Here is a 26,114-nt window from a genome sequence, read left to right on the forward strand (position 1 = left end):
GCTTGACGCTCCCCGACCGCCCGCGCAATCCCGTCGGCGGCCATGTTCCGGTGGCGGGCGGTCTCGCCCGTGTGGGGCTGGCCTGGGCCCGTGACATCGGCGCCGAGACCGTTCAGGTCTTCGTGGCCAATCCACGCGGCTGGGCGACGCCCGACGGGAATCCGGCGCAGGACGAGCTGTTCAGGGACCGGTGCGCCGCCGAGGGGCTGTCGGCGTACATCCACGCGCCGTACCTGATCAACTTCGGCTCCCACACCCCGGAGACGGCGGAGAAGTCGGTGCACTCCCTGCGGCACAGCCTGCGCCGGGGCCGGGAGATCGGCGCCCCGGGCGTCGTCGTGCACACCGGCTCGGCGACCGGCGGACGGCCGCGCGAGGTGGCGCTGGCGCAGGTACGGGAGCGGATGCTGCCGCTCCTCGACGAGCTGACGCACGACGACGACCCGTATCTGCTGCTGGAGTCGACCGCGGGGCAGGGCTCCTCGCTGTGCTCGCTCGCCGAGGACTTCGGCCCGTACTTCGCCGCGCTCGACGCGCACCCCAAGCTCGGCATCTGCCTCGACACCTGCCACATCTTCGCGGCGGGCCACGACCTGGCCGCGCCGCACGGGACGCACCGGACGCTGGACCGGCTGGTGGAGACGGTGGGTCCCGGCCGGCTCAGGCTGATCCACGCCAACGACTCCAAGGACGTGTCGGGCGCCCGTAAGGACCGGCACATGAACATCGGCGCGGGCCATATCGGTGAGGAGCCGTTCCGGGAGCTGTTCTCGCATCCGGCGACCGAGGGCGTGCCGCTGGTGATCGAGACCCCCGGCGGCAAGGAGGGCCACGCGGCGGACGTGGCCCTGCTGAAGAAGCTGCGCGACGCCTAGGTCGTTTTCTGGAGGTCGTTAAAGCTCCGGGCCGTCCCCGGGGCCTTCCTGGTACGAGTAGCGCTGTTCGCTCCAGGGGTCGCCGATGTTGTGATAGCCGCGCTCCTCCCAGAAGCCGCGGCGGTCGGCCGTCATGTATTCCACGCCGCGGACCCATTTCGGGCCCTTCCACGCGTAAAGATGCGGTACGACGAGCCGCAGTGGAAATCCGTGTTCGGCGGTGAGGAGTTCGCCGCCGTTGTGCGTGGCGAAGACGGTCCGTTCCGAGGTGAAGTCGGCGAGACGGACATTCGCGCTGTAGCCGTACTCGGCCCAGACCATGACATGGGTGACGGTCGGCGCCGGCGGGGCGAGTTCCAGGATCGTACGGGCGAGCACTCCGCCCCATTCGGCCCCGAGCATGCTGAATTTTGTGACGCAATGCAGATCGGCGACGACCGTCGAGAACGGCAGGGCCGAGAACTCCTCGTGATTCCAGCAGCGCTTGTCTCCGTCGGCCGTGGCTCCGAAGACCCGGAACTCCCAGCGCTCGGGCTTGAACTTCGGCACGGGGCCGTAATGGGTGACCGGCCAGCCACGCTGGAGCCGCTGCCCCGGCGGAAGCCCGGACTGCGCCGACTCCCGTTCTTCCCGGCTCCGAGGCTGACCCATGCCTTCCATGGTGACAGACCGCGAAGGGTGGTCATGACCGGGTACAGCCCGATTCGGGCAACTGCTACTAAGTACGGCCTTACTGGACGCCCTTCGGACGTCGGTGCGAGGATGCGCGCATCCTGGCCAGTCCCCGTGTGGAAGGAGCCTCTGCGATGCAGGGCGACCCCGAGGTCATCGAGTTCCTCAATGAGCAGCTGACCGCCGAATTGACAGCGATCAACCAGTACTTCCTGCACGCCAAAATGCAGGAGAACTTCGGTTGGACGAAGCTCGCCAAGTACACACGGTCCGAGTCCTTCGACGAAATGAAGCACGCGGAGATCCTGACCGACCGAATTCTCTTCCTGGAGGGCCTGCCGAATTACCAGCGGCTTTTCCATGTACGGATCGGCCAGACCGTCACCGAGATGTTCAACGCCGACCGGCAGATCGAGGTCGAGGCGATCGACAGGCTCCGGCGCGGGGTCGACGTCATGCGCGCCAAGGGCGACATCACGTCGGCGAAGATCTTCGAGTCGATCCTCGCGGACGAGGAGCACCACATCGACTATCTCGACACCCAGCTGGAGCTGGTCGAGAAGCTCGGTGAGGCGCTGTACATCGCCCAGCTGATCGAGCAGCCCGACAGCTGACGGGCGTCGGCGCTCCGGTGCGTCAGGCGGCTTCCAGGCCCGCCGACGTACCCACGGCCCGTACGGCGGCCGCCTGCGCGACGGCCGTCTCCACGGCGGTGGTTCCGATGGCGGCGGGCGCCGACAGCTCACGGCGCGGGCAGCCACCGCGGCCGAGTATCGACTGGATGCTGCGCACGCACGAACCGCAGTCCGTACCGGCCTTCGAGGCCGAGGCGATCTGGCGGGGGGTGCACGCACCGGCCTCCGCGTGTTCCCGGACCTGCTTCTCGGTGATGCCGAAGCAAGAGCAGACGTACACGCGGTTCACCTCCCGGCGGGATCGTTGACTGGCACCGTCCCCGTAAGAACGGTGAGGCAAACCTAACCTTACCTGCCACCCCGGTGCACGCGAAAGGCCCCCGTACGTGGGTGGGGCGCGGATCACATCGCGATCCGCGCCCCACTCCTCGTACTGCTCCGCGTGTCTGCCGCGCCCGGCCCGGTGCCCTACTGCGCCCGGTACATCTCCGCGACGAGGAAGGCCAGATCGAGCGACTGGCTGCGGTTGAGCCGGGGGTCGCAGGCCGTCTCGTACCGCTGGTGGAGGTCGTCGACGAAGATCTCGTCGCCGCCGCCCACGCACTCGGTGACGTCCTCGCCGGTCAGCTCCACATGGATACCGCCGGGGTGCGTGCCCAGGCTCTTGTGGACCTCGAAGAAGCCCTTGACCTCGTCCAGCACGTCGTCGAACCGGCGGGTCTTGTGGCCGGACGCCGCCTCGAAGGTGTTGCCGTGCATCGGGTCGGTCACCCACGCCACGGTCGCACCGGACGCGGTGACCTTCTCGACCAGCTCCGGAAGCTTGTCCCTGACCTTGTCGGCGCCCATCCGGACGACGAAGGTCAGCCGGCCGGGCTCACGCTCGGGGTCGAGCCGGTCGATGTAGCTGAGCGCGTCGTCGCCCGACGTCGTCGGGCCGAGCTTGATACCGATCGGGTTGGCGATCTTCGAGGCGAACTCGATGTGCGCGCCGTCCAGTTGACGGGTGCGCTCGCCGATCCAGACCATGTGGCCCGAGACGTCGTAGAGCTTGCCGGTGCGCGAGTCCACGCGGGTCAGCGCCGACTCGTAGTCGAGCAGCAGCGCCTCGTGCGAGGAGAAGAACTCGACCGTACGGAACTCCGCCGGGTCGGTGCCCGCCGCCTTCATGAAGTTCAGCGCGTTGTCGATCTCGCGGGCGAGACGCTCGTAACGCTGGCCGGACGGGGACGACTTCACGAAGTCCTGGTTCCAGGCGTGCACCTGGCGCAGGTCCGCGTAACCGCCGGTGGTGAAGGCGCGCACCAGGTTGAGCGTCGCGGCGGACGCGTGGTACATCCGCTTCAGCCGCTCGGGGTCCGGGACCCTGGCTTCCTCGGTGAAGGGGAAGCCGTTGACGGAGTCGCCGCGGTAGGTGGGCAGCGTCACACCGTCACGCGTCTCGGTGGGCTTGGAACGCGGCTTCGAGTACTGCCCGGCGATCCTGCCCACCTTCACCACCGGCACGGCGGCCGCGTAGGTGAGGACGGCGCCCATCTGGAGCAGTGTCTTCAGCTTGCTGCGGATCTGTTCGGCGGACACGCCGTCGAAGGCCTCGGCGCAGTCGCCGCCCTGGAGCAGGAACGCCTCACCATTGGCGACGGCACCCATCCGGGCGCGCAGTTGGTCGCACTCGCCCGCGAAGACGAGCGGCGGATAGCTTTCCAGCTCCGCGACGGCAGCGCGCAGTGCCTCGGCATCGGGATACTCGGGCTGCTGCGCCGCGGGGAGGTCTCGCCAGGTCGCCTGTGCGACGGGTGCTCGGGTGTCAGCGTTCACGGTCACGCGGACAACATTACGGGTTCCCGGCAGCCATCCACGCAGACTCTCAGTGGTTGAGACAGATGTCCACGTTCGTGTCGCGGGCGGACGATGTCGGTTATGCTCCGCGGCATGTTGACGCAGCTGAACCAGGCTTGGTGGTGGACCGCGCATCCGGCGGTCCGCTGATTCACCCGCGCAACACCGAATCGCAGGGCCGCCCGAGGGGCGGCCTTCCGTGTTTCCCGGCCCGTAGCCGGCCGACACGGACCGGGAATCGGGGCCGTTCCTCTCCTCCTGGAAGGAACCACCCCGTATGCACACCACCGCCACCGCCGACGCCCCCTGTCCCGACACCAGGGGACTTCTGGCCCGGCTCCTGGACGACGACTGCCCACCCTTCGCCCTGCTGCGCCGCCGTACGCCGGGGCGCGACCACGACACCGTGGAACTGCTCGTCGGCGACGTGCGGGAGGTACGCCGTCTGGCCGACATCCCGGCGGACGACGAGCGCCCCTCGCTCGCCCTGATCCCGTTCCGGCAGATCCGGGAGCGCGGCTTCGAGGCGCACGACGACGGCACCCCGCTGTCGGTGCTGGTGGCGGACGAGTCGTACGAGCTGCCGCTCGCCGATGTCCTCGCGCATCTGCCCGCCCACCCGGTCCGGGTCGAGGACGGCGCCTTCGACATCGACGACGAGCGGTACGCGGACGTCGTCCGGCGTGTCGTCGAGGACGAGATCGGCCGGGGCGAGGGCGCGAACTTCGTCATCCGGCGGACCTTCGAGGGCCGGATCCCCGGTTTCGGGCGCGCCGACGCGCTGGCGCTGTTCCGGCGGCTGCTGGCCGGCGAGCGGGGCGCGTACTGGACGTTCGTGGTGCACACCGGAGGGGGGAAGGGGCGGGAGACGGGTGCGCGGACGCTGGTCGGGGCGAGCCCCGAGGTGCATGTGCGGATGAGCGGCGGCACCGTCGTGATGAATCCCATCAGCGGTACGTTCCGCTATCCGCCCGAGGGGCCGACCACCGAGGCGCTGCTGGAATTCCTCGGCGACCGCAAGGAGACCGACGAGCTGTCGATGGTGGTCGACGAAGAGCTCAAGATGATGTGCACGGTCGGTGACATGGGCGGGGTGGTCGTCGGGCCGCGGCTCAAGGAGATGGCCCATCTCGCGCACACGGAGTACGAGTTGCGCGGGCGCAGTTCGCTCGACGTCCGCGACGTCCTGCGGGAGACGATGTTCGCCGCGACCGTCACCGGATCGCCGGTGCAGAACGCGTGTCGCGTCATCGCGCGGTACGAGCCGCTGGGGCGGGAGGGGATCGGGCGCGGTTACTACGCGGGCGCGCTGGCCCTCGTCGGACGCGACGCGGGCGGCGCCCAGACCCTCGACTCCCCCATCCTGATCCGGACCGCGGACATCGACGCACAGGGCGGGCTGCGCGTGCCGGTCGGGGCGACGCTCGTACGCCACTCCGATCCGGCGGGCGAGGTCGCCGAGACCCATGCCAAGGCGGCGGGAGTGCTGGCGGCGCTGGGAGTGCACGCGGGTCGGCCGGGCGGCACATCCGTACGGAAGGCACTCGCCGACGACCCGCGGGTGCGGGTCGCGCTGGACTCGCGGCGGGCGCATCTGGCGCCGTTCTGGCTGAAGATGCAGGAGCGATCGGCGTCACTGTCGGGCCACGCGCTGGTCATCGACAGCGAGGACACCTTCACGGCGATGCTGGCGCATCTGCTGCGGTCCGCCGGCCTGGACGTGACCGTACGGCGGTACGACGAGCCTGGCCTCGGTACAGAGGCCGTACTCGCGCACCGGGGACCCGTGGTGCTCGGCCCCGGACCGGGGGATCCGTCGGACCCCGCCGACCCCCGGATGCGAACGCTGCGCGCGCTGACCGCCGCGCTGCTGCGCGAGCACCGGGGCGGGCTGCTGGGCGTCTGCCTCGGCAACGAGCTGATCGCGGCGGAGCTGGGTCTCGGTACGGCGCGCAAGCGGCAGCCGTACCAGGGCGCGCAGACCCGGATCGAACTCTTCGGCAGAGCGGAGACCGTCGGCTTCTACAACAGCTTCACCGCCCGCTGCGACGACGCGCGGGCGGCGGAGCTGGCGGCGCGCGGCATCGAGGTGAGCCGTGACGCCGCGGGAGAGGTGCACGCGCTGCGGGGTCCGGGCTTCGCCGGGGTGCAGTTCCACCCGGAGTCCGTACTGACACTGCGCGGCCCCGAGATCGTGACCGCGCTCGTCGCCGGCACGATGCGCGACAGCGGGGCGGAGCGCCGACGCGGCTGACGATTCGCCCCGCGGGCGGTGGTCGCCGTTTTCGGTGTCGATCGCCGGACGGGCCACGTGTGCGGCCCGTCCGGCGATCGAGGAGACGGGCGGGCCACGCGCCGCGCGAGCCCGCCCACGCGCTGATCGGTCAGCCGAAGAAGACGCCGACTTCTTGGTAGAGCTCCGGCTGGACGGTCTTGAGCTCCGCAATCGCCTCCGAGATCGGGACGCGCACGATGTCCGTGCCCCGCAGGGCCACCATCTTGCCGAAGTCGCCGTCCTTCACCGCCTCGATCGCGTGCAGCCCGAACCGCGTGGCCAGCCAGCGGTCGAACGCGCTCGGTGTGCCACCGCGCTGCACATGGCCGAGGACCGTGGTCCGTGCCTCCTTGCCGGTGCGCTTCTCGATCTCCTTGGCAAGCCATTCGCCGACGCCCGACAGCCGTACATGGCCGAAGGAGTCCAGCGTCCCGTCCTTGAGGACGACCTCGCCGTCCTTGGGCATCGCGCCCTCCGCGATAACGACTATCGGCGCGTACGAGGCCTTGAAACGCGACGTCACCCAGGCGCAGACCTGGTCGATGTCGAAGCGCTGCTCCGGGATGAGGATGACGTTCGCGCCGCCCGCCAGGCCCGAGTGCAGGGCGATCCAGCCCGCGTGCCGCCCCATCACCTCGCAGACGAGGACGCGCATGTGCGACTCGGCCGTGGTGTGGAGGCGGTCGATCGCCTCGGTCGCGATGCCGACCGCCGTGTCGAATCCGAAGGTGTAGTCGGTCGCCGAAAGGTCGTTGTCAATGGTCTTGGGCACGCCCACGCAGGGAATGCCGTGCACGTCGGAGAGCTGGGCCGCCACGCCCAGGGTGTCCTCCCCGCCGATCACGATGAGCGCGTCGACCTCGCTGCTCGCGAGGTTCTCCTTGATCCGGCGGATCCCGTCCGCCGTCTTGAGCGGATTGGTGCGCGAGGAGCCGAGGATGGTGCCGCCGCGGGGCAGGATGCCTCGCACGGTGGGGATGTCGAGCCGTACGGTGTCGCCTTCCAGCGGTCCTCGCCAGCCGTCCCGGAAGCCGGTGAACTCATACCCGTACTCCGTGATGCCTTTGCGCACGATGCCACGAATGACCGCATTGAGCCCTGGGCAGTCGCCGCCCCCGGTCAATACTCCGACCCGCATGGAAACACTTCCCTTCGCCGTCGGTGACGCACCTGAGCCACGCCTGAGTGACACAGGTCACCCCGGCATGGTGCGCAGGGTCATTTCCGTAGCACCAGAGGGCGGTGGGAGGTGGTTGAGCGACGGCCGCGGAAACAGCCCCGCTGACCGGCCGCGTCTCAGACGTCGTCGAGACCGCGTTCGATCGCGTACCGCACCAGTTCCACGCGGTTGTGGAGCTGGAGCTTGCCGAGGGTGTTCTGCACGTGGTTCTGCACGGTGCGGTGCGAGATGACCAGGCGTTCGGCGATCTGCTTGTACGAGAGCCCCTTGGCGACCAGCCGCAGCACCTCGGTCTCGCGCTCGGTCAGCTGCGGGACCTTGGGATCGTCGGACGCCGCGGGGGCGGGCTCGGAGGCGAGCCTGCGGTACTCGCCGAGGACCAGCCCGGCGAGTCCGGGGGTGAAGACCGGGTCGCCGACGGCGGTGCGCCGCACCGCGTCGGTCAGCTCGGCCGTACTGGCCGACTTCAGCAGATAGCCCGTGGCGCCGGACTTCACCGCTTCGAGTACGTCGGCGTGCTCGCCACTCGCGGAGAGGACCAGCACCCGCAGGCCGGGCAGGCTGCCTACCAACTCCTTGCAGACCTGGACGCCGGGCATGCCGGGCAGGTTGAGGTCGAGGACGATCACGTCGGGGGTGGTGGCCGTCGCGCGGCGCACCGCCTGGGGGCCGTCACCGGCAGTCGCCACGACGTCGAATCCGGCCTCGGTCAGGTCGCGGGCGACGGCGTCGCGCCACATCGGGTGGTCGTCGACGACCATCACGCGCGTCGCACCGTCCGTGGCGCTCTGCGCGCCAGCGCCCGTGCCCCGCTCGTCGCCGTTGCTGTTGCTGTTGTTGCTGCTGTTGCTGTCCGTCTGCTCGCTCATCGCTCCGCCTTCCCCCGTGGAACCTTCAACTCGACTTCCGTGCCCTGGCCGGGGACCGAGATCAGCTCGGCCGTGCCGCCCAACTCCCGCAGCCGGCCCCGGATCGAGAGCGCGACACCGAGGCGCCCCTCCCCCTCGGCCTGCGCGAGCCGGCCCTCCGGGATGCCGGGGCCGTCGTCCCTGACCGTCACGATCACCTCGTCCGGCGAGTCCTCGACCAGGATCCAGGACCGCGCGCCGTCTCCGGCGTGCTTGCGGACATTGTCCAGGGCGGCACTGACAGCCGCCGCCAGCTCCCGCGCGGCCGCTGGCCGCAGCAGGACGGGAGCGCCCGGCTCGGCGAGTGTCACGGCGGAGCCGGAGAGCGGCGCCAACAGCGTACGCAGATCCCACCGCCGGTCCTCGTCGGTGGCGTCACCGTCCCCGTCGTCCCCGCCATCCCCGTACCGCGCGTCGTCGACGGTGCGTACCACCGCCCCGAGCGAGCTGTCCTCCGAGGTGCGGGTGGTCGGCACGAGACCGCTGGAGACCAGCGTCCGCAGGGCGACCTCCTGCTCCCCGGCCATCCTGCCCAGCTCCGCCGCCTCACCCCCGAGGGCCGTTCCGCGCCGCTGCACCATCGCGAGGACCTGGAGGACGCTGTCGTGGATGTCGCGTGCCAGGCGCTCCCGCTCCCGGGTCGCCGCCTCGATCTCCAGGGCGCGCGCCAGCGTGCGTTCGGAGGCGCGGGCGACCTCGACGATGTAGCCGATCGCGATGGACGCCACCCACACCAGCAGCACGTTGTGCAGGGTGTCGCGGCTGGGAGTGCCGCGCCCGACCAGGTTGGCGAAGGCGACCAGCGAGGAGGCGAAGGCCGCCCAGCGCCAGCCGCCCTTGACGGCGAAGGCGAGGACGGAGCCCGCGGTCCATATGGTCGGCAGGGTGGGGCCGTCCATGTACCGCGCCTGCACGTCGACGACCGGGGTGAGCAGGATGCCGACGAGCGCGATGGTGAGGTCGACGCCCAGGAAACGCTTGGTGCAGCTGACGGCGTTGGCCACCTTGGGCAGGGTGGCGACCGTCCAGACGACGAGGACGAGGAGGAACCCGGCGGCGACCCAGGGACGCTCGAACTTGTCCCGCCCGAAGGCGAAGATCAGGACCGCGTAGACCATGGTGAGCAGGCGGTACGCGGTGAGCGCGCGCCACAGCGGCTGCTCGACCGACATCCGTACGACCCGTTCGCGTCTGGCCACGTGTCCCCCACCCCCGGTGTCGCGATGTGTCATTCGTACTGCCGACCCGCTGCCGGCCTGTCGTCCCGTCGGCCTCGGCGGCCGGACGGGCCGGTTTCTCAACTCGCCTTGGCCTTCGCCTCTTCGGCGATCCTGCGCTTGGCGGCCGTCGCGTAGATGTCGACGTACTCCTGGCCGGAGAGCTTCATGATCTCGTACATGACCTCGTCGGTCAGCGAACGCAGGATGAAGCGGTCGCCCTCCATGCCTTGATACCGGCTGAAGTCCAGCGGCTCGCCGATCCTGATCCCCGGCCGCATCAGCTTCGGCATCACCGTGCCCGGCGGCTGGATCTTCTCCGTGTCGATCATGGCGACCGGGATCACGGGCGCGCCCGAGGCGAGCGCCACGCGCGCGAGGCCGCCCGGCTTGCCCCGGTAGAGCCGGCCGTCGGGCGACCGGGTGCCCTCGGGGTAGATGCCGAAGAGTTCGCCGCGCTCCAGTACCGCTATGCCGCTCTTGATGGCCGCCTCGCCCGCGCCGCGCGCTCCGGAGCGGTCGACCGGTAGCTGGCCGACTCCTTTGAAGAACGCGGCCGTGAGGCGCCCCTTCACGCCGGGCGAGGTGAAGTACTCCGCCTTGGCGATGAAGGTGACCTTCCGGGTCAGTACCGCGGGGAGGAAGAACGAGTCCGAGAACGAGAGGTGATTGCTCGCGAGGATCGCGGGCCCGTCCTCGGGAATGTTCTCGATGCCCTCCACCCAAGGCCTGAAAGCGAGCTTGAGCGATCCTCCGATGGAGAACTTCATCGCGCCGTAGATCAACTCGGGTGCCTCCTGTGTGCTGTCGCCCGACCTTAACCCGAGGGGGGCGCGCGGGTTCCGTCACGGGGCGCCGACGGCTCTGGTCGGTGTCGGCCCGGTCGCGTACGGTGAAGTACCACTTCGAGACTCACGAACAGGAGACCCTGTGCCGGTCCTTCCTGGAGCCGAGCCGTACCGCCACGAGGGCGGAGATGTCGGCGTCCTCCTCTGTCACGGATTCACCGGTTCCCCGCAGTCGCTGCGCCCCTGGGCCGAGTATCTGGCCGCCCGGGACCTCACCGTGTCACTGCCGCTGCTCCCCGGACACGGCACCCGCTGGGAGGACATGCAGATCACCGGCTGGCAGGACTGGTACGCGGAGGTGGACCGGGCGCTGCGGGAGATCGGCGAGCGGTGCGAGCGGGTCTTCGTCTTCGGTCTCTCCATGGGCGGGACGCTGGCGCTGCGGCTCGCGGCCAAGCACGGGCACGCGGTCACCGGTGTCGCCGTCGTCAACCCGGCGAACAAGGTGCACGGCCTCTCGGCGTACGCCCTGCCGGTCGCCCGCCATCTCGTCCGGACGACGAAGGGCCTGCGCAGCGACATCGCGCTGGCGGGCAGCGAGGAGGTCGGTTACGACCGGGTCCCGCTGCACGCCGCGCACTCGCTGCGGAATTTCTTCCGGCTGGTGGACGGGGAGCTGCCCCAGGTGACCCAGCCGCTGCTGCTGATGCGCAGCCCGCGCGACCATGTCGTACCCCCGGCGGACTCGGCCAGGATCCTCGGCCGTGTCTCGTCGACCGACATCCGGGAGGTCGTCCTGGAACAGAGCTACCACGTGGCGACGTTGGACCACGATGCGGAGCGGATTTTCGAAGAGAGTCACGCGTTCATCGGCCGACTCGCTCCGAGCGTCGGGAAGAAGGGGAGCACAACCGGTGGCTGAGCATGACGCGGACCGCGAGCCGCAGCCGATCGACGAGGACGCCGCCTGGGCGGCGATCGTCGCGGGTTACGGGGAGGAGCCGGCCGATCCGCCGGGTGCCAAGCCCTTCAAGTCGGTCGAGGACCTGGCGCTCCTGGAGAGCGACCGGAACAGGTCCGAGCCGTCGCCGCCCAAGGACAAGGAGTCCGGGACCACGAAGGCGGACCTGGGGCCGGTGAACCGGTCGGACGCCGGGCCGGCCACCACCGGGGCGCCGGACACGACCGGGGCCGATGCCGGAGCCGATGCCGAGGCCGTCGCGGAGCCCGATCGGGAGCGCGAGCCGGACGCCAAGCCCGACAAGCCGTCGCTCGGCGGCTCGATCGTCTTCGCGCCCGGCGTCGGCGGCGCCGGCCCCCGCGACTATGTGACGCAGGAGCCGAAGGACGACGACCTCGACGACAGCGACGAGGGCCATTTCGTACCGCCGGAGCCGCCGCCGCTGCCCGAGGCCGACGTCACTGCCAAGTTCGCCTGGCTCGCCGTGATCGGCGGCCCGGTGCTCATGCTCCTCGCCGTGCTGTTGCAGTGGGAGATGACCTGGTGGCTGACGACGGTCTGCATCGGCGGTTTCCTGGGCGGCTTCGTCACTCTGGTGGCGCGGATGCAGCACGGTGACGAGGAGGACGACGACCCGGGCCGCGGAGCGGTGGTCTGACGCGCTATCAGACCTGACGCGTCCTCAACCTCGCCTTCCGTAAGGCGGGTTCAGGACGCGGGGACGCGCAGGGCGGCCAGCACCGGAAGGTGATCCGTGGCCGCCCGCAGGTCGCTCTCCTCGATGCCCGGCAGGCCCAACGGCACTCCGCAGCCGAGCACTTCGACACCCTCGGTGGCGAAGATCGCGTCGATGCGCTGGTGCGGGGCGGCGGGTGTGGAGGTGTACTCGCTCCCCCACGGCTTGACCGCCCAGCCGTCCTGAAGCGCCTTGGCCAGCCGGCGGAACGAACGCCCCTGGGGCCGGTCGTTGAGATCACCGGCCACGATCGTGTGCGGTGCGTCCATCGCCCGGACCCGGTCCAGCAGCATCCCGGTCTGGGCGAGGCGCTCGTCCCTCTGGAGGCTGAGATGGCAGCTCAGCAGCCCCATACGGGCGCCGCCGATCCGTACGACCGCCGTGGCGAACCCCCGCCGGTGCAGACCCGGCGTCAGCGGCAGCAGGACGTCCTCCGTACGCTCCACGGTCGCGCGCAGTGAGCACAGGAGCAGTGGGCCCGAGGCCGTACCGCCGCCGCTGAGGACGACGAGATCGGTCCTGGCGGCCAGCCACGCCGCCCGTTTGCGCCAGCGGAAGAACCGCGGCGCCTCCTGGACGAAGACCAGGTCGGGCTCGCAGGCCCGGATCACCCGGGCCAGCGCCTCGGTGTCGTCGCGCATGGAGCGGATGTTGTAGCTGAGCACGCGGATCACGGCCGAACCGTCCGGCTCGGTACGGGAGTCGGGCAGCGAAATCGTCGGGACGGGTCCACCCAGTCCACTCACCGGAGTTGTCACCGGACCACGATAGACCGGCGCCCGCCGCACCCCTGAGGGGCGCGGCGGGCGTGATCGTCCGGATACCGGGGCACCGGGTGCGTAACGGGTACGCCGCCGTGCGGGCCGTACGGTTCAGCCCTGGCGGGCCAGGTCCGCGGCGCCCACCAGCCCTGCCTTGCCGCCCAGTTGGGCAGCGAGGACCTGCGCGTGCGGACGCCACGCGCCGCCGATCAGCCAGCGGCGGAAGGACTTGCGGATCGGGTCGAGGACCAGTTCGCCCTCGTCCGACACACCACCGCCGACGATGAACGCCGACGGGTCGAAGAGCGAGGCCAGATCGGCCAGGCCCGCGCCGGCCCAACGGGCCAGCTCCCGGAAGGAGTCGACGGCCACCGGGTCGCCCTCGCGGGCGGCGGCGCTGACGTGCTTGCCCTCGATGCCGTCGGGAGTGCCGTCGCCGAGGCGCAGCAGGATCTCCGCGTTCTCGGGTGTGGCGTTGGCGCGTTGCTTCGCGTATCTGACGAGGGCGCGCCCCGACGCGTACTGCTCCCAGCACCCCTGGCTGCCGCAGCCGCACAGCAACCCGTCGGGAACGACCCGGATATGGCCGAATTCCGCCGCCACGCCGAAGCGTCCTCGGCGCAGTTTGTTGCCGATGATGATGCCGCCGCCGAGGCCGGTGCCGAGCGTGATGCAGATGACGTCCTCGTGACCCTGTCCGGCCCCGAACTTGTACTCGCCCCAGGCGGCGGCGTTCGCGTCGTTCTCCACGACGACCTGCATTCCGACCCGCTGCTCGACCTTGTCCTTGAGCGGTTCGTGACGCCAGTCGATGTTCGGAGCGAAGAGGACGGTGGCACGCTTGTCGTCGACGTAGCCGGCGGCGCCGATGCCGACCGCCTCGATCTCGTGTCCCTTGCCGGCGCCGGAGACGGCCGCGCAGATCGCGTCGACGATGCCCTCGGCAGTCGGCGGGGTGGGCACCTGGTGCGTATCGAGAATCGTGCCCTCTTCGTCGACCACGCCCGCCGCGATCTTCGTGCCGCCGATGTCGACGCCGATGGTGAGTCCCATGTGTCCCTCAGTTTTCGGTCGAGCCCCGCTGCGGCCAACCGTACCCGAGGGCGAGCCTGCTGCTGGTCAGTCCAGGTCGATGCGGTTGCCGGGGGTGGGGCCCTCATCGCGGGGATCCGAGGGGTCGTTGGCCTTTTCGTCCGACTTCTTGAGGTTGATGTCGGGCGGTACGTCCGGTCCCCGGGTCCAGCGGCGCTCGTCGCCCTCGACGGCGGAGCGGTAAGCCGCGAGAAGCTCGTTCCCGGCCGCCGCGAGATGGTCGAAGATATCCGGGTTGCGGTCGATCACCGGCTCGACGGCGGACTTGGCCTGGTTGATGAACTGCTGGACGGCGCCCTGTGCGGCCATCCCGAGCAGCGGGCTCTGGAACGAGGACACCTTGTCGGCCACGGCGTCGACGAATCGGCGCAGCTCCTCGGAGGCCGAGCCTGGCGCCGTCCCGTGGACGGAGCGGCGGCGCGCCTTCTCGGCGGCCAGATCCTCGGCGCAGGCCGTGGCCCAGGCGTCCGGGTCGGCGGCGGGACGCTCGGTGGCATCACTCATGGGTTACTCCCGCATCGGGCAAGGCGCCTCGTCCGGGGCGGACCGGAGGCTGTGTACCTTCGACGGTACCTGAACCCGGGTGGGACGTTCAGGGTGTGCGCGGCCAGAGGCCCGGCTCCGGCGTGAAACGGACCTTCAGGACACCCTCCGTGAGCGCGGCGCCCGAGACGGTGCAGCGCCGCAGGGCGGCCGCGAGGGGCACGATGCGGTGGAACGGGCCCACGGTCAGGAGCAGTTCGTCGCCGCGCCGCACCAGTCCGACGTCGGCCTTCACGGCGCCGGGCAGTGGCAGGGACCACACCAGCAGGCCGTCCTCCTCCCGCCGGTCCTCGACCCGCCAGGGATCGCGGTACGGTCCCGGATCCGCGTCCGGCCCCAGCTCCGCGAGACCGGCCGGATCCGCGAGAACTCCCAGGTCGTCGAGGCCGCGCGGGTCCCGCCCCAGGTGGCGCACCGCGCGCAGCGGCCACGCGGAGCCGTACTCCTCGCTCCATCCGTCCAGGCACTTCTGCTGCTGGGCGGCTAGCGTCGCGAGCCAGGCGTCGGACGAATCCGTCGGCAGGACCTTGTTCGGTACGAGGGCGTCGACGCGCAGCCCGTACAGACTGAGCCCGTCGCGGGCCACGCGCAGGGCGTCCCCGGCAGCCGGGCCGGGCTCGGCGACGAGCCGTACGGTCGTGCTGCCGGCCCCGATCAGCGCCTGGACGGCGGCCAGTTCCTCGTCCCTGCGGGCGGCGGCGCCGTACAGCCAGCCCGCGGGCATCGGTACGCCCGCGAGCTGCGCCATCATCGGCCGCAGCGCCCGCGCGGCCTGCCGCTCCGCAGGCAGGAGACGGCCCAGCAGCCGGCGCAGCCGCTCGGGCAGGGCGAGCACGGACAGGGCGTCGCGCAGCGGCGGCAGGTCGACGACGAGCACGTCCCAGCCGCCCGCCGAGGCCCGGCGCAGCGCCTGGAGCAGGGCGAACTGTTCGCTGCCGGGCAGCTCCGTCAGCTCCTCGCCGTCGAGGCGGCGGGCACCGAGCATGTCGAGCGCGGTGGCGGCGCGGTCCTGGAGGGCGAGGAATTCGGTGCGGAAGTAGTCGGCGGGGTCGACGCGGGCGGCCCAGAGGCCGGGCGTCACCTCGGCCGGTTCCACGGCGAGGGCGGTGTCCGCGCCCAGTACGGCGCCGGGGCCCGCCGGGTCGGCGGAGAGCAGCAGCGTGCGGCTGCCGCGCCGGGCGGCGGCCAGGGCGGTCGCCGCCGCGACGGTGCTGCGGCCCGCGCCGCCGGGTCCGGTGACCAGGACCGTTCGCATGGTGCCGGTGGCCGGTCCCGTGCCTCGCGCGCGCTCCGGCATCAGACGGTGGGCGTCTCGGCCGCTCCGGCGGTTCCGGCGCCGCCGCCGGGGGCGCTCTCGACGCGCTTCTTCAGACCGGCCAGGGCGCGGTCGATGATGACCTTCTCCGCCTTGCGCTTGATCATGCCGAGCATCGGGATCTTGACGTCGACGGTCAGCCGGTAGGTGACCTCGGTTCGCTCGCCGCCGCCCGCCGGTGCCAGGTGGTAGGAGCCGTCGAGCGAGCGCAGCATCTGGGACTTGACCAGCGTCCAGCTGACCTCGTCACCGCCGGTCCAGGTGTACGCGAGGGTGTGGTCGTCCTTGATCGCGCCCGCGTCGAGCACCAGCCTGACCTGCTCCGCCCGGCCCTCGGCGTCGGTGGAGAGGACCTCGGCCTCCTTCACCTCGCCGGTCCACTCGGGATAGCGGGCGAAGTCGGCGATCACGCCCATCACGTCGGCGGGTGCCGCCTCGATCGTGATGCTCGACTTGGTGTGTTCCGCCATCGACGTGCTCCTCCAGATGGTGTCCCCCCGGCGAAGCGGGGCGACGGTCACGCTTGCCGGTACCGGCCGTGCAGCGTGCAGGTTATCGCGTGCCCGCCGGTCACCATTCCATGGCCCAGGGCCGTCCGGTGGACGCGAAGTGCCCGACGTTCACGCACTCCGTCGAGCCGACGCGCATCCGGGCGGCGAGCGGCTGGTGGACATGGCCGAAGAGTGCGTACCTCGGTCTCGTCCGGTGGATGGCGTCCAGCAGCGCGCGGCTGCCGCGCTCGAAGCGGCGGGCGACGGTGTCGTACGTCAGCTCCGGCACCTCGGGCGGTATGTGCGAGCAGAGCACGTCGACCTCGCCGAGCCGCTCGACCTTGGCCGCGTACTCCTCGTCGGAGATCTCGTACGGGGTGCGCATCGGGGTGCGCAGGCCGCCGCCGACGAAGCCGAAGACCCGACCGCCGATCTCGACCCGCTCGCCGTCGAGGACGGTCGTGCCCGGTCCGGCGTACTCGGGCCAGAGGGCGGGGATGTCGACGTTGCCGTAGGTGGCGTACGTCGGGTTGGGGAGGACGGCGAACAGTTCGGCGTACTGGCGGCGCACCGCCGATTCGATGGCGGTGTCCCGGTCGGTCGCCAGCCCGGCCCAGAGGCTGCGGCCCAGTTCACGGGCCTCGTCGAAGCGGCGGGCGGTGCGCAGCTCCACGATCCGGTCGGCGTTCTCCTCGCCGAAGAGGTCGGGGAAGATACCGCGGGAGTGGTCGGCGTAGTCGAGGAACAGGACGAGGTCGCCGAGACAGATCAGGGCGTCGGCGCCGTCGCCGGCCGTGGCGAGGTCCCGGGCGTTGCCGTGGACGTCGCTGACGACGTGGACACGGGTGCGTGCGCGGCCGTTCCCACCGGGTACGCCGCGCTCGGCGAGCGTGTCGGCGCCCGAGCCGCTCTTTGAGCCGTTGCCGCCGTTTCCGCCGCTGTTCCCGCCACCGCGCATGCCGCTCACCCTAGATCGCCGCCTTCCCGCTGTGTAGAGGGGTCCGGACCTGCGGTTACTGACACGTCCGTACAACCGTGGACTACTCTGCGCGAAGGACCGTCAAAAAACGTGTGACGCGGGGAACATCTGGCCGGGCCCCCCTATCCGGAACCGAGTACTGATGGGTAACGTCCGGGCAGTCCAATCGTGCTCACCCCCGAGAGCACCTGCCCGATGTGGACCGCAGCCGGTTCGGCACAGTGCCGTGCCCCCGGCGCCCGACGAGGAGCAGCAGTCTTGCGCGAGTTCAGCCTTCCGGCCCTGTACGAGGTCCCCTCGGACGGCAACCTGACGGATCTCATCCGCCGCAACGCCGCTCAGCATCCCGACGTCGCGGTCCTTGGCCGCAAGGTCGCCGGTGTGTGGACGGACGTCACGGCCACCCAGTTCCTCGCCGAGGTGCGGGCGGTGGCCAAGGGGCTGATCGCGTCCGGCATCCGCCCCGGTGAGCGGGTCGCCCTGATGTCCCGCACCCGGTACGAGTGGGTGCTGCTCGACTTCGCGATCTGGAGCGCGGGCGCCGTCACCGTGCCGGTGTTCGAGACGAGCTCCGCCGAGCAGGTCCAGTGGATCCTCGGCGACTCCGGCACCGCCGCCATGGTCGTGGAGTCCGACGCGCACGCCGACGCGGTGAAGTCCGTCTCGGACGGGCTGCCGGAACTGCGGCACGTCTGGCAGATCGACAAGGGCTGTGTGGCGGAACTGACCGCCGCCGGCGCGGAGATCACCGAAGCGGTGGTCGACGAGCGCAGCGCGACGGCGAAGGCCGACGACCCGGCGACGATCGTCTACACGTCGGGGACCACCGGCCGCCCGAAGGGCTGCGTGCTGACGCACCGTGCCTTCTTCGCGGAGTGCGGCAACGTGGTGGAGCGCCTGAAGCCGCTGTTCCGTACGGGCGAGTGTTCCGTCCTGCTCTTCCTGCCCGCCGCGCACGTCTTCGGACGGCTGGTCGAGGTGGCGTCCGTGATGGCGCCGATCAAACTCGGCTGCGTACCGGACATCAAGGATCTGACCAAGGAGCTGGCCTCGTTCCGGCCGACGCTGATCCTCGGGGTGCCGCGCGTCTTCGAGAAGGTCTACAACTCGGCGCGGGCGAAGGCCCAGGCGGACGGCAAGGGCAAGATCTTCGACCGCGCGGCGAGCACGGCGATCGAGTACAGCCGCGCGCTGAGCGGCGCGCAGGGTCCGTCCGTGGGCCTCAGGATCAGGCACAAGGTCTTCGACGCGCTCGTGTACCGCAAACTGCGCGCGGTCCTCGGTGGCCGCGGCGAGTACGCGATCTCCGGTGGCGCGCCTCTCGGCGAACGCCTCGGGCACTTCTTCCGCGGCATCGGCTTCACCGTGCTGGAGGGGTACGGCCTGACGGAGACGTGCGCGGCCACCGCCTTCAACCCGTGGGACCGGCAGAAGATCGGCACCGTCGGGCAGCCACTGCCCGGCTCGGTGATCCGCATCGCCGACGACGGCGAGGTGCTGCTGCACGGCGAGCACCTGTTCAAGGGGTACTGGAACAACGAGGCGGCGACGGCGGAGGCGCTGGCCGACGGCTGGTTCCACTCCGGCGACATCGGCACGCTCGACGAGGACGGGTATCTCGCGATCACCGGCCGCAAGAAGGAGATCCTGGTGACGGCGGGCGGCAAGAACGTCGCGCCGGCCGTGATCGAGGACCGGATCCGCGCGCACGCGCTGGTCGCGGAGTGCATGGTGGTCGGCGACGGCCGTCCGTTCGTGGGCGCGCTGGTGACGATCGACGAGGAGTTCCTGGCCCACTGGGCCAAGGACCACGGCAAACCGGCGGGCTCGACGGTGGCGTCGCTGCACGACGACCCGGATCTGCTGGCGGCGGTCCAGCAGGCGGTGGACGACGGCAACGCGGCGGTCTCGAAGGCGGAGTCGGTACGGAAGTTCCGCGTCCTGGACGCGCAGTTCACGGAGGACGCGGGGCACATCACGCCGTCGCTGAAGCTGAAGCGCGGCGTGGTGGCGAAGGACTTCGCGGACGAGATCGAGTCGATCTACCGCGCGTAGTTACGTCCGTAGGAGGCGCGGGGTCTGTCGGGCGGCAGGTTTCGTCCTCAATCGCCGGACGGGCTGAATTTGCAGCGGTTCCGCGATGGAGACGGGTCCGTCCGGCCGGAGGTCCGTCCTCAAACGCCGGACGGGCTTCATTTGCAGCCGTTCCGCGGTGAGGACAGGTCTGTCGGGCCGCACGTTCATCCTTGATCGTCGGACGGGCTTGTTTTTAGAGCCCGTCCGACGATCAAGGACGCGTCGGCTCCTACAGAAGCGTGCGGAGCTTTGTCGCCAGGAGGTCCCAGCGCCAGCGTTCCTCGACCCATTCGCGGCCGCGGCGGCCCATCCGCTGCCGCAGTTCAGGGTCCTGGAGCAGCGTCACGATGCGGTCCGCCGACTCCTCTGTGGCGACCGCGGCGGGGCCGCCCCGCACCACCCAGCCCGTCTCGCCGTCCAGCACCGCGTCCGGCGCGCCGCCGGAGTCGCCCGCGACCACGGGGAGCCCCGTCGCGGACGCCTCCAGGTAGACGATGCCCAGGCCCTCCACGTCGAGGCCCCCCCGACGGGTGCGGCAGGGCATCGCGAAGACGTCGCCCGCGCCGTAGTGGGCCGGCAGTTCGGACCAGGGCACGGTGCCCGTGAAACGTACGGAGTCGCTGACTCCGGTGTCGGCCGCCAGCTTCCGCAGTTCCTTGGCGTACGGCCCGCCGCCGACGATCAGCAGCACGGCGTCCGGGATCCTCGCCAGGATCGCCGGCATGGCGAGGATCAGCGTGTCCTGCCCCTTGCGCGGCACCAGCCGCGAGACGCAGACGACGACGGGCCGCCCGGCGAGCCCCAGCCGCTCGCGCACCGCGTCACCGCCCGACGCCGGATGGAACGTCTTCTCGTCGACGCCGGGCGGCAGTTGGACCATGCGCCCGGCCGCCTCCGGCGTGAGCGCGGCGGCGATGCGTGAGCGGGTGTACTCGCCGAGGTAGGTGATCGTGTCCGTGCCCTCGCCGATACGGCGCAACAGTCGCCGTGCCGCGGGCAGTTGCGCCCAGCCCGCCTCGTGGCCGTGCGAGGTGGCCACGATCCGCCGGGCGCCGGCCCGGCGCAGCGCGGGCCCCATCAGACCGAGCGGGGCCGCGGCGCCGAACCACACGGACTCGCAGCCGTGTTCACGCAGCAGTCCCGCCGCCCGCTCCGTCACCCTCGGGGTCGGCAGCAGCATCGTCGTACGGTCGCGCACCACCGTGAAGGGCTGCTCGGCGTCGAAGGCCGCCGTCGCTTCGGCGCCCTCGGCGCCACGCTTCCAGGTGGAGGCGTAGACGACGATCTGCCCGGGGTCCAGCCGCAGCGCCATGTTGTGCAGAAACGCCTGGATGCCACCGGGCCGGGGCGGGAAGTCGTTCGTCACGATCAAGGTCTTGTGCATCGTCGCCGACAGTACCGAACGGCCCCGCCTCATCGCTCCCGCGCCCGTGCCCCCGCATGATGGCTCCCGCCACGCATATCCATATATCTGACAAAACGGGCAGGTGGTCATGGCGGTCGGGGACAGGACGCACACCCACGTCGAAGCGGCCGGGTCGGCAGGAGGATCCGGCGGGGCCGGCGCGCTCACCGTGCTCGGGCCGATCGCGGTATGGCTGCTCACCAGGACCGTACTGATGCTCTGGGTCCTCAAGATCCTGCTCGCGCCGGGCGTCGATGTCACACCGGACGTCTCGGTGACCTATCAGGGCTGGTACGACATCCTGCGCACCGGCACCTTCCCCCGCTCCGACGTCACCTGGCAGTACCCGCCCGCCGCCGCGTTCGCGATCCTCTCCCCCGCCCTGCTGCCCTTCCTCGGCTACGCCACCGCGTTCTTCACCCTGTGCCTGCTCTGCGACGCACTGGTCTTCGGACTGCTGCTGCGCGCGAGCCGGCGCCCGGGACGTTCGGCGCGCGGCGTGTGGGTGTGGGTGGCCGGAGTGGCTCTGCTCGGGCCCACCGTCTACGCGCGCTACGACCTGATGGTGACCGCCGTCGCCGTCTGCGCGCTCCTCGTGGGCATCCGCAGGCCCCAACTGCTGGGCGCGCTCGCGGGGTTCGGGGCGCTGCTGAAGGTGTGGCCGGTACTGCTGCTGATCGGTACGCCGCGGGGCCGGGCCACCCGGCTGTCCTGGTCCGCCGCCGTCGCGACGGCCCTCGCGCTGCTGGCCGTGGTGTCCGCGGCGCTGCCGGGCGCGCTGGACTTCCTCACCGCGCAGCGGGACCGCGGCACCGAGGTCGAGTCGCTGGGCGCGCTGGTCTTCCATGTGGCCCGGCATCTCGGCTGGGACGGCGCCGTGATGTTCAGTTACGGCTCGGTGGAGTTCCGGGGGCCGTACGTCCCGCTCGTCAGCGCGCTCGCTCTCGTCCTCAGCATGGCCTCCTTCGGCTGGCTGCTCGTCTGGCGGCTGAGGGCGCGGACGTTCACGCCGAGCACCCTGTGCGACGCGGCGTTCGTCGCCGTCCTGCTCTTCACCGTCACGAGCCGGGTGATCAGCCCGCAGTACATGATCTGGCTGGTGGGCCTGGCCGCCGTGTGCCTGCTGGCGCGGTCGAGCCCGATGACACGGCCCGCGGTGCTCGTGGTGGTGGCCTCCGCGGTCACGGCGCTCGAATTCCCGCTGTTCTTCTCGCACGTGACGGCGAGCGACCCGCTGGGCGTGACCCTGCTCGTCGTACGCAACGGGCTGCTGGTCGCCGCGGCGCTGACCGCGTGCGGCCGGCTGTGGCGCGGGACGGTGCCCGCGCCACGACAGCGTGAACGCCAGGAGACGGCGGACGCGGCCCCCGGCGGGGCCGTGGGCGCGCGAGACGGCAAGGAGCACAAGGAGGACACCTACCGGCTCCTCGGGTCCTGACGGCCCGGCAGAGGCCCGGCACAGCCCCGTACGGGCGCCATGGGGGCCTTTGGGGGCTGTCGCGCCCCCGCCCCGCTCAGCGCAGCCGCTCGCGCATGTAGTCCCGCCACAGCGCGCCGAACTCGTCGGGCGTCACCGACAGCACGTCGTTCATGGCGCTCTCGACTGCGCCCTCGCGGTGCTCCCGCTCGCCGACCGCCCGGTAGAGGTCCGTCAGTTTCGTCTCGCCCCAGCGCTCGGCGATCAGATCGCACGCGAGGCGCCCGCCCTCGTACGCGCGCGCCAGTTCGTCCGCCTCCGCGTCGAAGGCGAAGTCCGCGTCCTCGGGGAGTTCGGCGGGCAGCGCGCCCCGGTGCAGGGACCGTTCGAGCTCCGGCGCGGCCTGTCCGTCCGTACGGCCGCTGCCGCGGTAGGCGACCCAGTCGGAGAAGCCCTCCGACAGCCACATCGGGGTGGCCTCGGAGGTGGCCGCGCGCGTCGCGACATGGGTGGTCTCGTGGGTGAGGACGATCCGGCGCCCGAAGTCGCCGAGCACCCCGTACGCGTCGGGGTTGACGATCACCCGGTCCGCCGGCGAGGAGCCCTTCGGTCCCGTCTCGCCGGTCGTGACGGCGGCGATGCCCCGGTAGCTCCCCGCCGACGCGCCCAGCAGACCGGCCATCGACGTCACCGACTCGGGCACCAGCACCACGACCCGGCCCGACCACTCGCCCGGCCACGCCTCGTCCACGGCGGGCACCGCCTCGTCGGCGGCGGCGGCGATCTCGCGGAGCCGGGCGTTGTCCTGGCCGACGCCGAGGATCAGGCTGCGCCGGCCGTGGACGACCTCGACGGCGCCCTGCTGCCAGAGCTGCTGCACGCCCTTGTCGCCGGGCCGGTCGGCCGTCACGTACCAGCGCCCGTCCCGCTCCGTCAGCTCCAGCGCGCGGGACGAGGTGACGGGAGCGGTGTCGTAGCCCTCCAGCCGGTAGCGCAGCTCGGCCCGCGCGGTCGCGCGGGTGCCGGAGCGCTCGACGTCCCGCAGCCGGTACTCCCAGGACCGCACGGGCACGTCGACGAGGTTCTGATACGTCCGCCGCTCGACGGCGAGGAGGTCACCGGCCGCGGGGTCCACCGCGGCCAGATAGCCGCTCTCGTCACGGTCGAGCAGGGCGTCGGCCCGGCGGTCGAGGGTCCGCTGGATATCGCCGGTGGCGGCGTCGGCCGCGGGAGGCGCGGAGCACCCGGAGGCGACCAGCAGACACCCGAGCAACGAGATCACCGCGCGGCGGCGCACCGCGCCCCGGCGGGTCGTACGTCCACGACCCGCCGCACGTCTCCGGGTCGTACGTCCCTGACCTGCCACCCGGCCGATCGTACGTGGAGCCGCGAGGACGAATCCCGACAATGCGTCGGTACCGGGGCCGGAGCCCGTCCGGCGGATCGGGCAGCGTCCGCGCCGCCGGGCTGCTGATGTCACGTCGGTGCGTGCGATCACAAGGCGGAAAGCGTGCGTGCCACGGCACACGAGCCCGGCCGAGCCCGGACCCGCCGAACGACAGGCCCTAGACGCGGGTGACCGACGAGACAGGCATCATGCCCACCGGGTCGTAGCGGACCGAGGCGCCGGGGTAGGGCGCGTGGACCACCTGGCCGTTGCCCATGTACATCCCGATGTGACTGGCGTCGTCCCGGTAGGCGACCAGGTCGCCCGGTCTCGCCTCGGAGAGCGGCACCTGCTGTCCGGCGTACCGCTGTGCCTGCGAGGTGCGTGGCAGCGAGACCCCGGCCTGCGCGTACGCCCACTGGGTCAGGCCCGAACAGTCGAATCCCGAGGGGCCGTTGGCGCCCCACACGTAGGGCAGGCCGACGGCTCCGCGGGCCGCGCGGGCGGCAGCCGCCGCGCGGGCGGACGCGGGCGCCTGGTCGCCGAACGACATCGCGGCGCCGTCGCGCCCCGAGCGCGAGGCCCGGTCGGCGTCCCTCGCGGCGTCGGGCAGCGAGTTCAGCAGCCGCCGCGCCTCGGCCAGCTTGGCCTCGACGGTGCGCTTGTGGCGGGCGACGGCGGCCCGGCTGCGCTCCAGCTCGGCGAGGTCCTTGGTGGCCTCCTCGCGCTGCTGGCCGAGCTTGCGCTGGACCTGCCCGATGTCGCGCAGCGCCAGGGCCTGCCGGTCGCTCATCCGGTCCAGGGCCTCGGCCCGGCCGAGGTAGCTGTCCGGGTCGGAGGAGAGCAGCAGCGCGAGCGCCGGGTCGATGCCGCCGGAGCGGTACTGGGCGCCGGCGATCGAACCGAGCGCGCCGCGCATGCGGTTCACCCGTTCCTGGCCCCGGGCGGTGCTGTCCCGCAGCCGGTCCACCCGTGCGCGCAGCACGTCGGCGTGCTCGTCCGCCTCGTTGTACCGCTCGGTGGCCTTCTCGGCCTCCTCGTACAGCCGGTCGACGGTCGACCGGGTCGCCTCGGTCGTGTCCCGCGGGTCCGCGCTCGCCGGCGCGGTCCCGAGGGCGGCCGCCGCCGTGACCGCGGCGGCGGAGAGGACTGTGACCCGGGTGCCGCGGCTGTGGCCGGGGTGTGAGGAACGACGGTGGGACACCACAGGAAGCCGCACTTCCTTCCGCTGGACGCAACCACGCAGCCCCTGCCGCCCGACGGGCGGAACCATGGCCGGAGCTGCGGCGCAGCAGAGAGTAACCGCGCGGACACGGAGTGACCAAAGGCCGCGCCGGGCACACACAGTGATGCCCCGCCGGAGATCACAGGTCACCGGCGGGGCGTGCGTCAGCGGGAGTAACCGGAGTTCGCCCGAACGGGCGGTCGCGGTCACCTCCGTGAGATGTTCCTACGTGCCTCTGCGCATCCGTACGGAGGACGCGTCAGACGCGGACGCCGAACTGGAAGCTGCCGGCCCACTCCATGGCCTCGTACCGCACCACGGTGCCCGGCTTGGGGGCGTGGATCACCTGGCCGTTGCCGACGTACAGCCCGACATGGCTCAGTCCGCTGAAGAAGACCAGGTCGCCCGGGGCGAGTTCGCCGCGGCCTATCTTCACGCCGTCGTTGACCTGCGTGTAGGTGGTCCGGGTGAGGCTCACGCCCGCCTGGGCGTAGGCCCACTGGGTCAGCCCGGAGCAGTCGTAGGAGTTGGGGCCCTCGGCGCCGGAGATGTACGGCTTGCCCAGCTGGGTCTTGGCGGCGGCCAGCGCGGCGGCGGCACGGCCCGAAGAGGCCGTCTCGTTGCCGAGGTTGGCACGCTCGTTGCCGCGGGCGGCGCGCTCGGCGTCGTCCGCCTGTATCTGCGCGCGCTCCTCGGCGGTCAGCGTGTTGAGGAGCTTGTTCGCCGCGTTGAGCTTGGTCTGGACGTCCTTCTTCTTCTTCGCCAGCTCCGTGCGCGTGTCGGCGAGGTCCTTCAGCTTGAGGGACGCCTCCTTGCGCTGCTGCGCGAGGGTCCGCTGCTTGGTCTGGATCTTCTCCAGCGCGCCGACCTGCTTGGTGCCCATCTGGTCGAGCACGGAGGCCTTGTCCAGATAGTCGTCCGGGTCCGAGGAGAGGAAGAGCTGGAGCGCCGGGTCGATGCCGCCGGAGCGGTACTGGGCGCTGGCCATCGAACCGAGGCCGGTACGCAGCTCGTTGAGCTCGTCCTGGCCGCGGGCGACCTTGTCCTGGATCGACTCGACCTGCTTCTCGAGCTTCTTTTCCTTCTCCTCGGCGCCGCTGTGCTTCTCGGTCGCCGCCTCGGCCTCGTGGTAGAGCTTGTCGACCTTTTCCTTGACGTCTTCCTTGGACGGCTTGGGGTCGGCCTGCGCGGCCTGGGACGTCAGGGCGACAGCTGCGGCTGCGGTCGCGGAGAGCACGGTCACGCGGGCGCGGCTCGGCTGCTTGGGACGACGGTGGGACGCCACGAAGGCGATCTCCTTCTTCCTCAGAGCCGCCTACCGGGTTCGGGGAGTGAAT

24 protein-coding genes are annotated in these 26,114 nt (G+C 71.3%); 7 read left to right on the forward strand and 17 right to left on the reverse strand.

Features of this window, described 5'->3' with window-relative positions; all coding sequences use genetic code 11:
- Positions 1-2: 2 nt before the first annotated feature.
- A complete protein-coding gene (locus tag ACFWHU_RS06345) occupies positions 3-875 on the forward strand; it encodes a deoxyribonuclease IV (RefSeq protein WP_387224145.1) in 873 nt (290 codons plus the stop codon).
- An 18-nt stretch (positions 876-893) separates the two neighbouring features.
- Here ACFWHU_RS06345 and ACFWHU_RS06350 read toward each other — a convergent pair whose 3' ends face one another.
- Positions 894-1,526, reverse strand: coding sequence for a sulfite oxidase-like oxidoreductase (locus tag ACFWHU_RS06350; protein WP_381799429.1), 633 nt, complete (start codon positions 1,524-1,526; stop codon positions 894-896).
- A gap of 155 nt (positions 1,527-1,681) precedes the next feature.
- Here ACFWHU_RS06350 and bfr point away from each other — a divergent pair, with 155 nt between their 5' ends.
- Positions 1,682-2,161, forward strand: a complete 480-nt coding sequence (gene bfr / locus ACFWHU_RS06355) for a bacterioferritin (protein ID WP_147872509.1) — start codon at positions 1,682-1,684, stop codon at positions 2,159-2,161.
- 22 nt (positions 2,162-2,183) lie between these two features.
- On the opposite strand, the gene ACFWHU_RS06360 is transcribed toward bfr, so the two are convergent.
- Positions 2,184-2,471 (reverse strand): bacterioferritin-associated ferredoxin, encoded by a 288-nt coding sequence (locus tag ACFWHU_RS06360; protein WP_387224146.1) that lies wholly within the window; start codon positions 2,469-2,471, stop codon positions 2,184-2,186.
- A 179-nt stretch (positions 2,472-2,650) separates the two neighbouring features.
- On the reverse strand, positions 2,651-4,006 hold the full coding sequence (locus ACFWHU_RS06365) for a class II 3-deoxy-7-phosphoheptulonate synthase (RefSeq protein WP_387224147.1): 1,356 nt from the start codon (positions 4,004-4,006) through the stop codon (positions 2,651-2,653).
- 292 nt (positions 4,007-4,298) lie between these two features.
- Between ACFWHU_RS06365 and ACFWHU_RS06370 the strand changes: the two genes are divergently transcribed.
- Positions 4,299-6,275 (forward strand): anthranilate synthase family protein, encoded by a 1,977-nt coding sequence (locus ACFWHU_RS06370; protein WP_387224148.1) that lies wholly within the window; start codon positions 4,299-4,301, stop codon positions 6,273-6,275.
- A gap of 130 nt (positions 6,276-6,405) precedes the next feature.
- Here ACFWHU_RS06370 and ACFWHU_RS06375 read toward each other — a convergent pair whose 3' ends face one another.
- The 4 genes from ACFWHU_RS06375 to ACFWHU_RS06390 form a co-directional block, all read right to left on the reverse strand.
- Complete coding sequence (locus ACFWHU_RS06375; RefSeq protein WP_387224149.1) at positions 6,406-7,434, reverse strand: 6-phosphofructokinase; 1,029 nt, start codon at positions 7,432-7,434, stop codon at positions 6,406-6,408.
- Between the two features lie 158 nt (positions 7,435-7,592).
- Positions 7,593-8,237, reverse strand: a complete 645-nt coding sequence (locus ACFWHU_RS06380; protein WP_387224460.1) for a response regulator — start codon at positions 8,235-8,237, stop codon at positions 7,593-7,595.
- A 104-nt stretch (positions 8,238-8,341) separates the two neighbouring features.
- Positions 8,342-9,583: a MacS family sensor histidine kinase gene (gene macS, locus ACFWHU_RS06385; RefSeq protein WP_387224150.1), complete on the reverse strand. Its 1,242-nt coding sequence runs from the start codon at positions 9,581-9,583 to the stop codon at positions 8,342-8,344.
- A gap of 98 nt (positions 9,584-9,681) precedes the next feature.
- Entirely contained in the window at positions 9,682-10,386 is a 705-nt protein-coding gene (locus ACFWHU_RS06390; RefSeq protein WP_381799418.1) for a lysophospholipid acyltransferase family protein, read from the reverse strand.
- Between the two features lie 145 nt (positions 10,387-10,531).
- On the opposite strand from ACFWHU_RS06390, the gene ACFWHU_RS06395 reads away from it, so the two are divergent.
- Together ACFWHU_RS06395 and ACFWHU_RS06400 are read left to right on the forward strand one after the other, a co-directional pair.
- Positions 10,532-11,311 (forward strand): alpha/beta hydrolase, encoded by a 780-nt coding sequence (locus tag ACFWHU_RS06395; RefSeq protein ID WP_381799416.1) that lies wholly within the window; start codon positions 10,532-10,534, stop codon positions 11,309-11,311.
- The gene (locus ACFWHU_RS06400) at positions 11,304-12,008 is read left to right on the forward strand and encodes a hypothetical protein (protein WP_387224151.1); all 705 of its coding nucleotides are present in this window, start codon (positions 11,304-11,306) and stop codon (positions 12,006-12,008) included. Before ACFWHU_RS06395 ends, ACFWHU_RS06400 begins: the two co-directional genes overlap by 8 nt.
- A gap of 50 nt (positions 12,009-12,058) precedes the next feature.
- On the opposite strand, the gene ACFWHU_RS06405 is transcribed toward ACFWHU_RS06400, so the two are convergent.
- The 6 genes from ACFWHU_RS06405 to ACFWHU_RS06430 form a co-directional block, all read right to left on the reverse strand.
- On the reverse strand, positions 12,059-12,844 hold the full coding sequence (locus tag ACFWHU_RS06405; RefSeq protein WP_387224152.1) for an endonuclease/exonuclease/phosphatase family protein: 786 nt from the start codon (positions 12,842-12,844) through the stop codon (positions 12,059-12,061).
- Between the two features lie 114 nt (positions 12,845-12,958).
- Positions 12,959-13,900, reverse strand: a complete 942-nt coding sequence (locus ACFWHU_RS06410) for an ROK family glucokinase (protein WP_385803445.1) — start codon at positions 13,898-13,900, stop codon at positions 12,959-12,961.
- 66 nt (positions 13,901-13,966) lie between these two features.
- On the reverse strand, positions 13,967-14,443 hold the full coding sequence (locus ACFWHU_RS06415) for a DUF5304 domain-containing protein (RefSeq protein ID WP_387224153.1): 477 nt from the start codon (positions 14,441-14,443) through the stop codon (positions 13,967-13,969).
- A gap of 88 nt (positions 14,444-14,531) precedes the next feature.
- On the reverse strand, positions 14,532-15,737 hold the full coding sequence (locus tag ACFWHU_RS06420) for an ArsA family ATPase (protein WP_387224154.1): 1,206 nt from the start codon (positions 15,735-15,737) through the stop codon (positions 14,532-14,534).
- A 41-nt stretch (positions 15,738-15,778) separates the two neighbouring features.
- Positions 15,779-16,267, reverse strand: a complete 489-nt coding sequence (locus ACFWHU_RS06425; RefSeq protein ID WP_385803451.1) for an SRPBCC family protein — start codon at positions 16,265-16,267, stop codon at positions 15,779-15,781.
- A 100-nt stretch (positions 16,268-16,367) separates the two neighbouring features.
- A complete protein-coding gene (locus ACFWHU_RS06430) occupies positions 16,368-17,246 on the reverse strand; it encodes a metallophosphoesterase (RefSeq protein WP_385803453.1) in 879 nt (292 codons plus the stop codon).
- Between the two features lie 279 nt (positions 17,247-17,525).
- Between ACFWHU_RS06430 and ACFWHU_RS06435 the strand changes: the two genes are divergently transcribed.
- Entirely contained in the window at positions 17,526-19,322 is a 1,797-nt protein-coding gene (locus ACFWHU_RS06435; protein WP_387224155.1) for an AMP-dependent synthetase/ligase, read from the forward strand.
- Between the two features lie 250 nt (positions 19,323-19,572).
- Here ACFWHU_RS06435 and ACFWHU_RS06440 read toward each other — a convergent pair whose 3' ends face one another.
- Complete coding sequence (locus ACFWHU_RS06440) at positions 19,573-20,727, reverse strand: glycosyltransferase family 4 protein (protein ID WP_387224156.1); 1,155 nt, start codon at positions 20,725-20,727, stop codon at positions 19,573-19,575.
- 235 nt (positions 20,728-20,962) lie between these two features.
- On the opposite strand from ACFWHU_RS06440, the gene ACFWHU_RS06445 reads away from it, so the two are divergent.
- Positions 20,963-22,186 (forward strand): glycosyltransferase 87 family protein, encoded by a 1,224-nt coding sequence (locus tag ACFWHU_RS06445; RefSeq protein ID WP_387224461.1) that lies wholly within the window; start codon positions 20,963-20,965, stop codon positions 22,184-22,186.
- 76 nt (positions 22,187-22,262) lie between these two features.
- On the opposite strand, the gene ACFWHU_RS06450 is transcribed toward ACFWHU_RS06445, so the two are convergent.
- The 3 genes from ACFWHU_RS06450 to ACFWHU_RS06460 form a co-directional block, all read right to left on the reverse strand.
- Complete coding sequence (locus ACFWHU_RS06450) at positions 22,263-23,531, reverse strand: hypothetical protein (protein WP_387224157.1); 1,269 nt, start codon at positions 23,529-23,531, stop codon at positions 22,263-22,265.
- Between the two features lie 199 nt (positions 23,532-23,730).
- Positions 23,731-24,759 carry an NlpC/P60 family protein gene (locus ACFWHU_RS06455; RefSeq protein ID WP_387224158.1) on the reverse strand — a complete coding sequence of 343 codons (1,029 nt, stop codon included), beginning with the start codon at positions 24,757-24,759 and terminating at the stop codon, positions 23,731-23,733.
- A gap of 277 nt (positions 24,760-25,036) precedes the next feature.
- A complete protein-coding gene (locus tag ACFWHU_RS06460) occupies positions 25,037-26,062 on the reverse strand; it encodes an NlpC/P60 family protein (protein ID WP_385803463.1) in 1,026 nt (341 codons plus the stop codon).
- Between the last annotated feature and the right edge of the window lie 52 nt (positions 26,063-26,114).

Origin of the sequence: Streptomyces sp. NPDC060366 (genome assembly GCF_042725135.1) — a bacterium.
GTDB lineage: Bacteria > Actinomycetota > Actinomycetes > Streptomycetales > Streptomycetaceae > Streptomyces.

Bases quoted from the DNA above. Each gene is read 5' to 3' on its own strand.
- ACFWHU_RS06350 (WP_381799429.1), bottom strand. From the start codon at position 1,526: ATGGGTCAGCCTCGGAGCCGGGAAGAACGGGAGTCGGCGCAGTCCGGG.
- bfr (WP_147872509.1), top strand. From the start codon at position 1,682: ATGCAGGGCGACCCCGAGGTCATCGAGTTCCTCAATGAGCAGCTGACC.
- ACFWHU_RS06370 (WP_387224148.1), top strand. From the start codon at position 4,299: ATGCACACCACCGCCACCGCCGACGCCCCCTGTCCCGACACCAGGGGA.
- ACFWHU_RS06375 (WP_387224149.1), bottom strand. From the start codon at position 7,434: ATGCGGGTCGGAGTATTGACCGGGGGCGGCGACTGCCCAGGGCTCAAT.
- ACFWHU_RS06380 (WP_387224460.1), bottom strand. From the start codon at position 8,237: ATGGTCGTCGACGACCACCCGATGTGGCGCGACGCCGTCGCCCGCGAC.
- ACFWHU_RS06410 (WP_385803445.1), bottom strand. From the start codon at position 13,900: ATGGGACTCACCATCGGCGTCGACATCGGCGGCACGAAGATCGCGGCG.
- ACFWHU_RS06415 (WP_387224153.1), bottom strand. From the start codon at position 14,443: ATGAGTGATGCCACCGAGCGTCCCGCCGCCGACCCGGACGCCTGGGCC.
- ACFWHU_RS06420 (WP_387224154.1), bottom strand. From the start codon at position 15,737: ATGCGAACGGTCCTGGTCACCGGACCCGGCGGCGCGGGCCGCAGCACC.
- ACFWHU_RS06425 (WP_385803451.1), bottom strand. From the start codon at position 16,267: ATGGCGGAACACACCAAGTCGAGCATCACGATCGAGGCGGCACCCGCC.
- ACFWHU_RS06430 (WP_385803453.1), bottom strand. From the start codon at position 17,246: ATGCGCGGTGGCGGGAACAGCGGCGGAAACGGCGGCAACGGCTCAAAG.
- ACFWHU_RS06440 (WP_387224156.1), bottom strand. From the start codon at position 20,727: ATGCACAAGACCTTGATCGTGACGAACGACTTCCCGCCCCGGCCCGGT.
- ACFWHU_RS06445 (WP_387224461.1), top strand. From the start codon at position 20,963: ATGCTCTGGGTCCTCAAGATCCTGCTCGCGCCGGGCGTCGATGTCACA.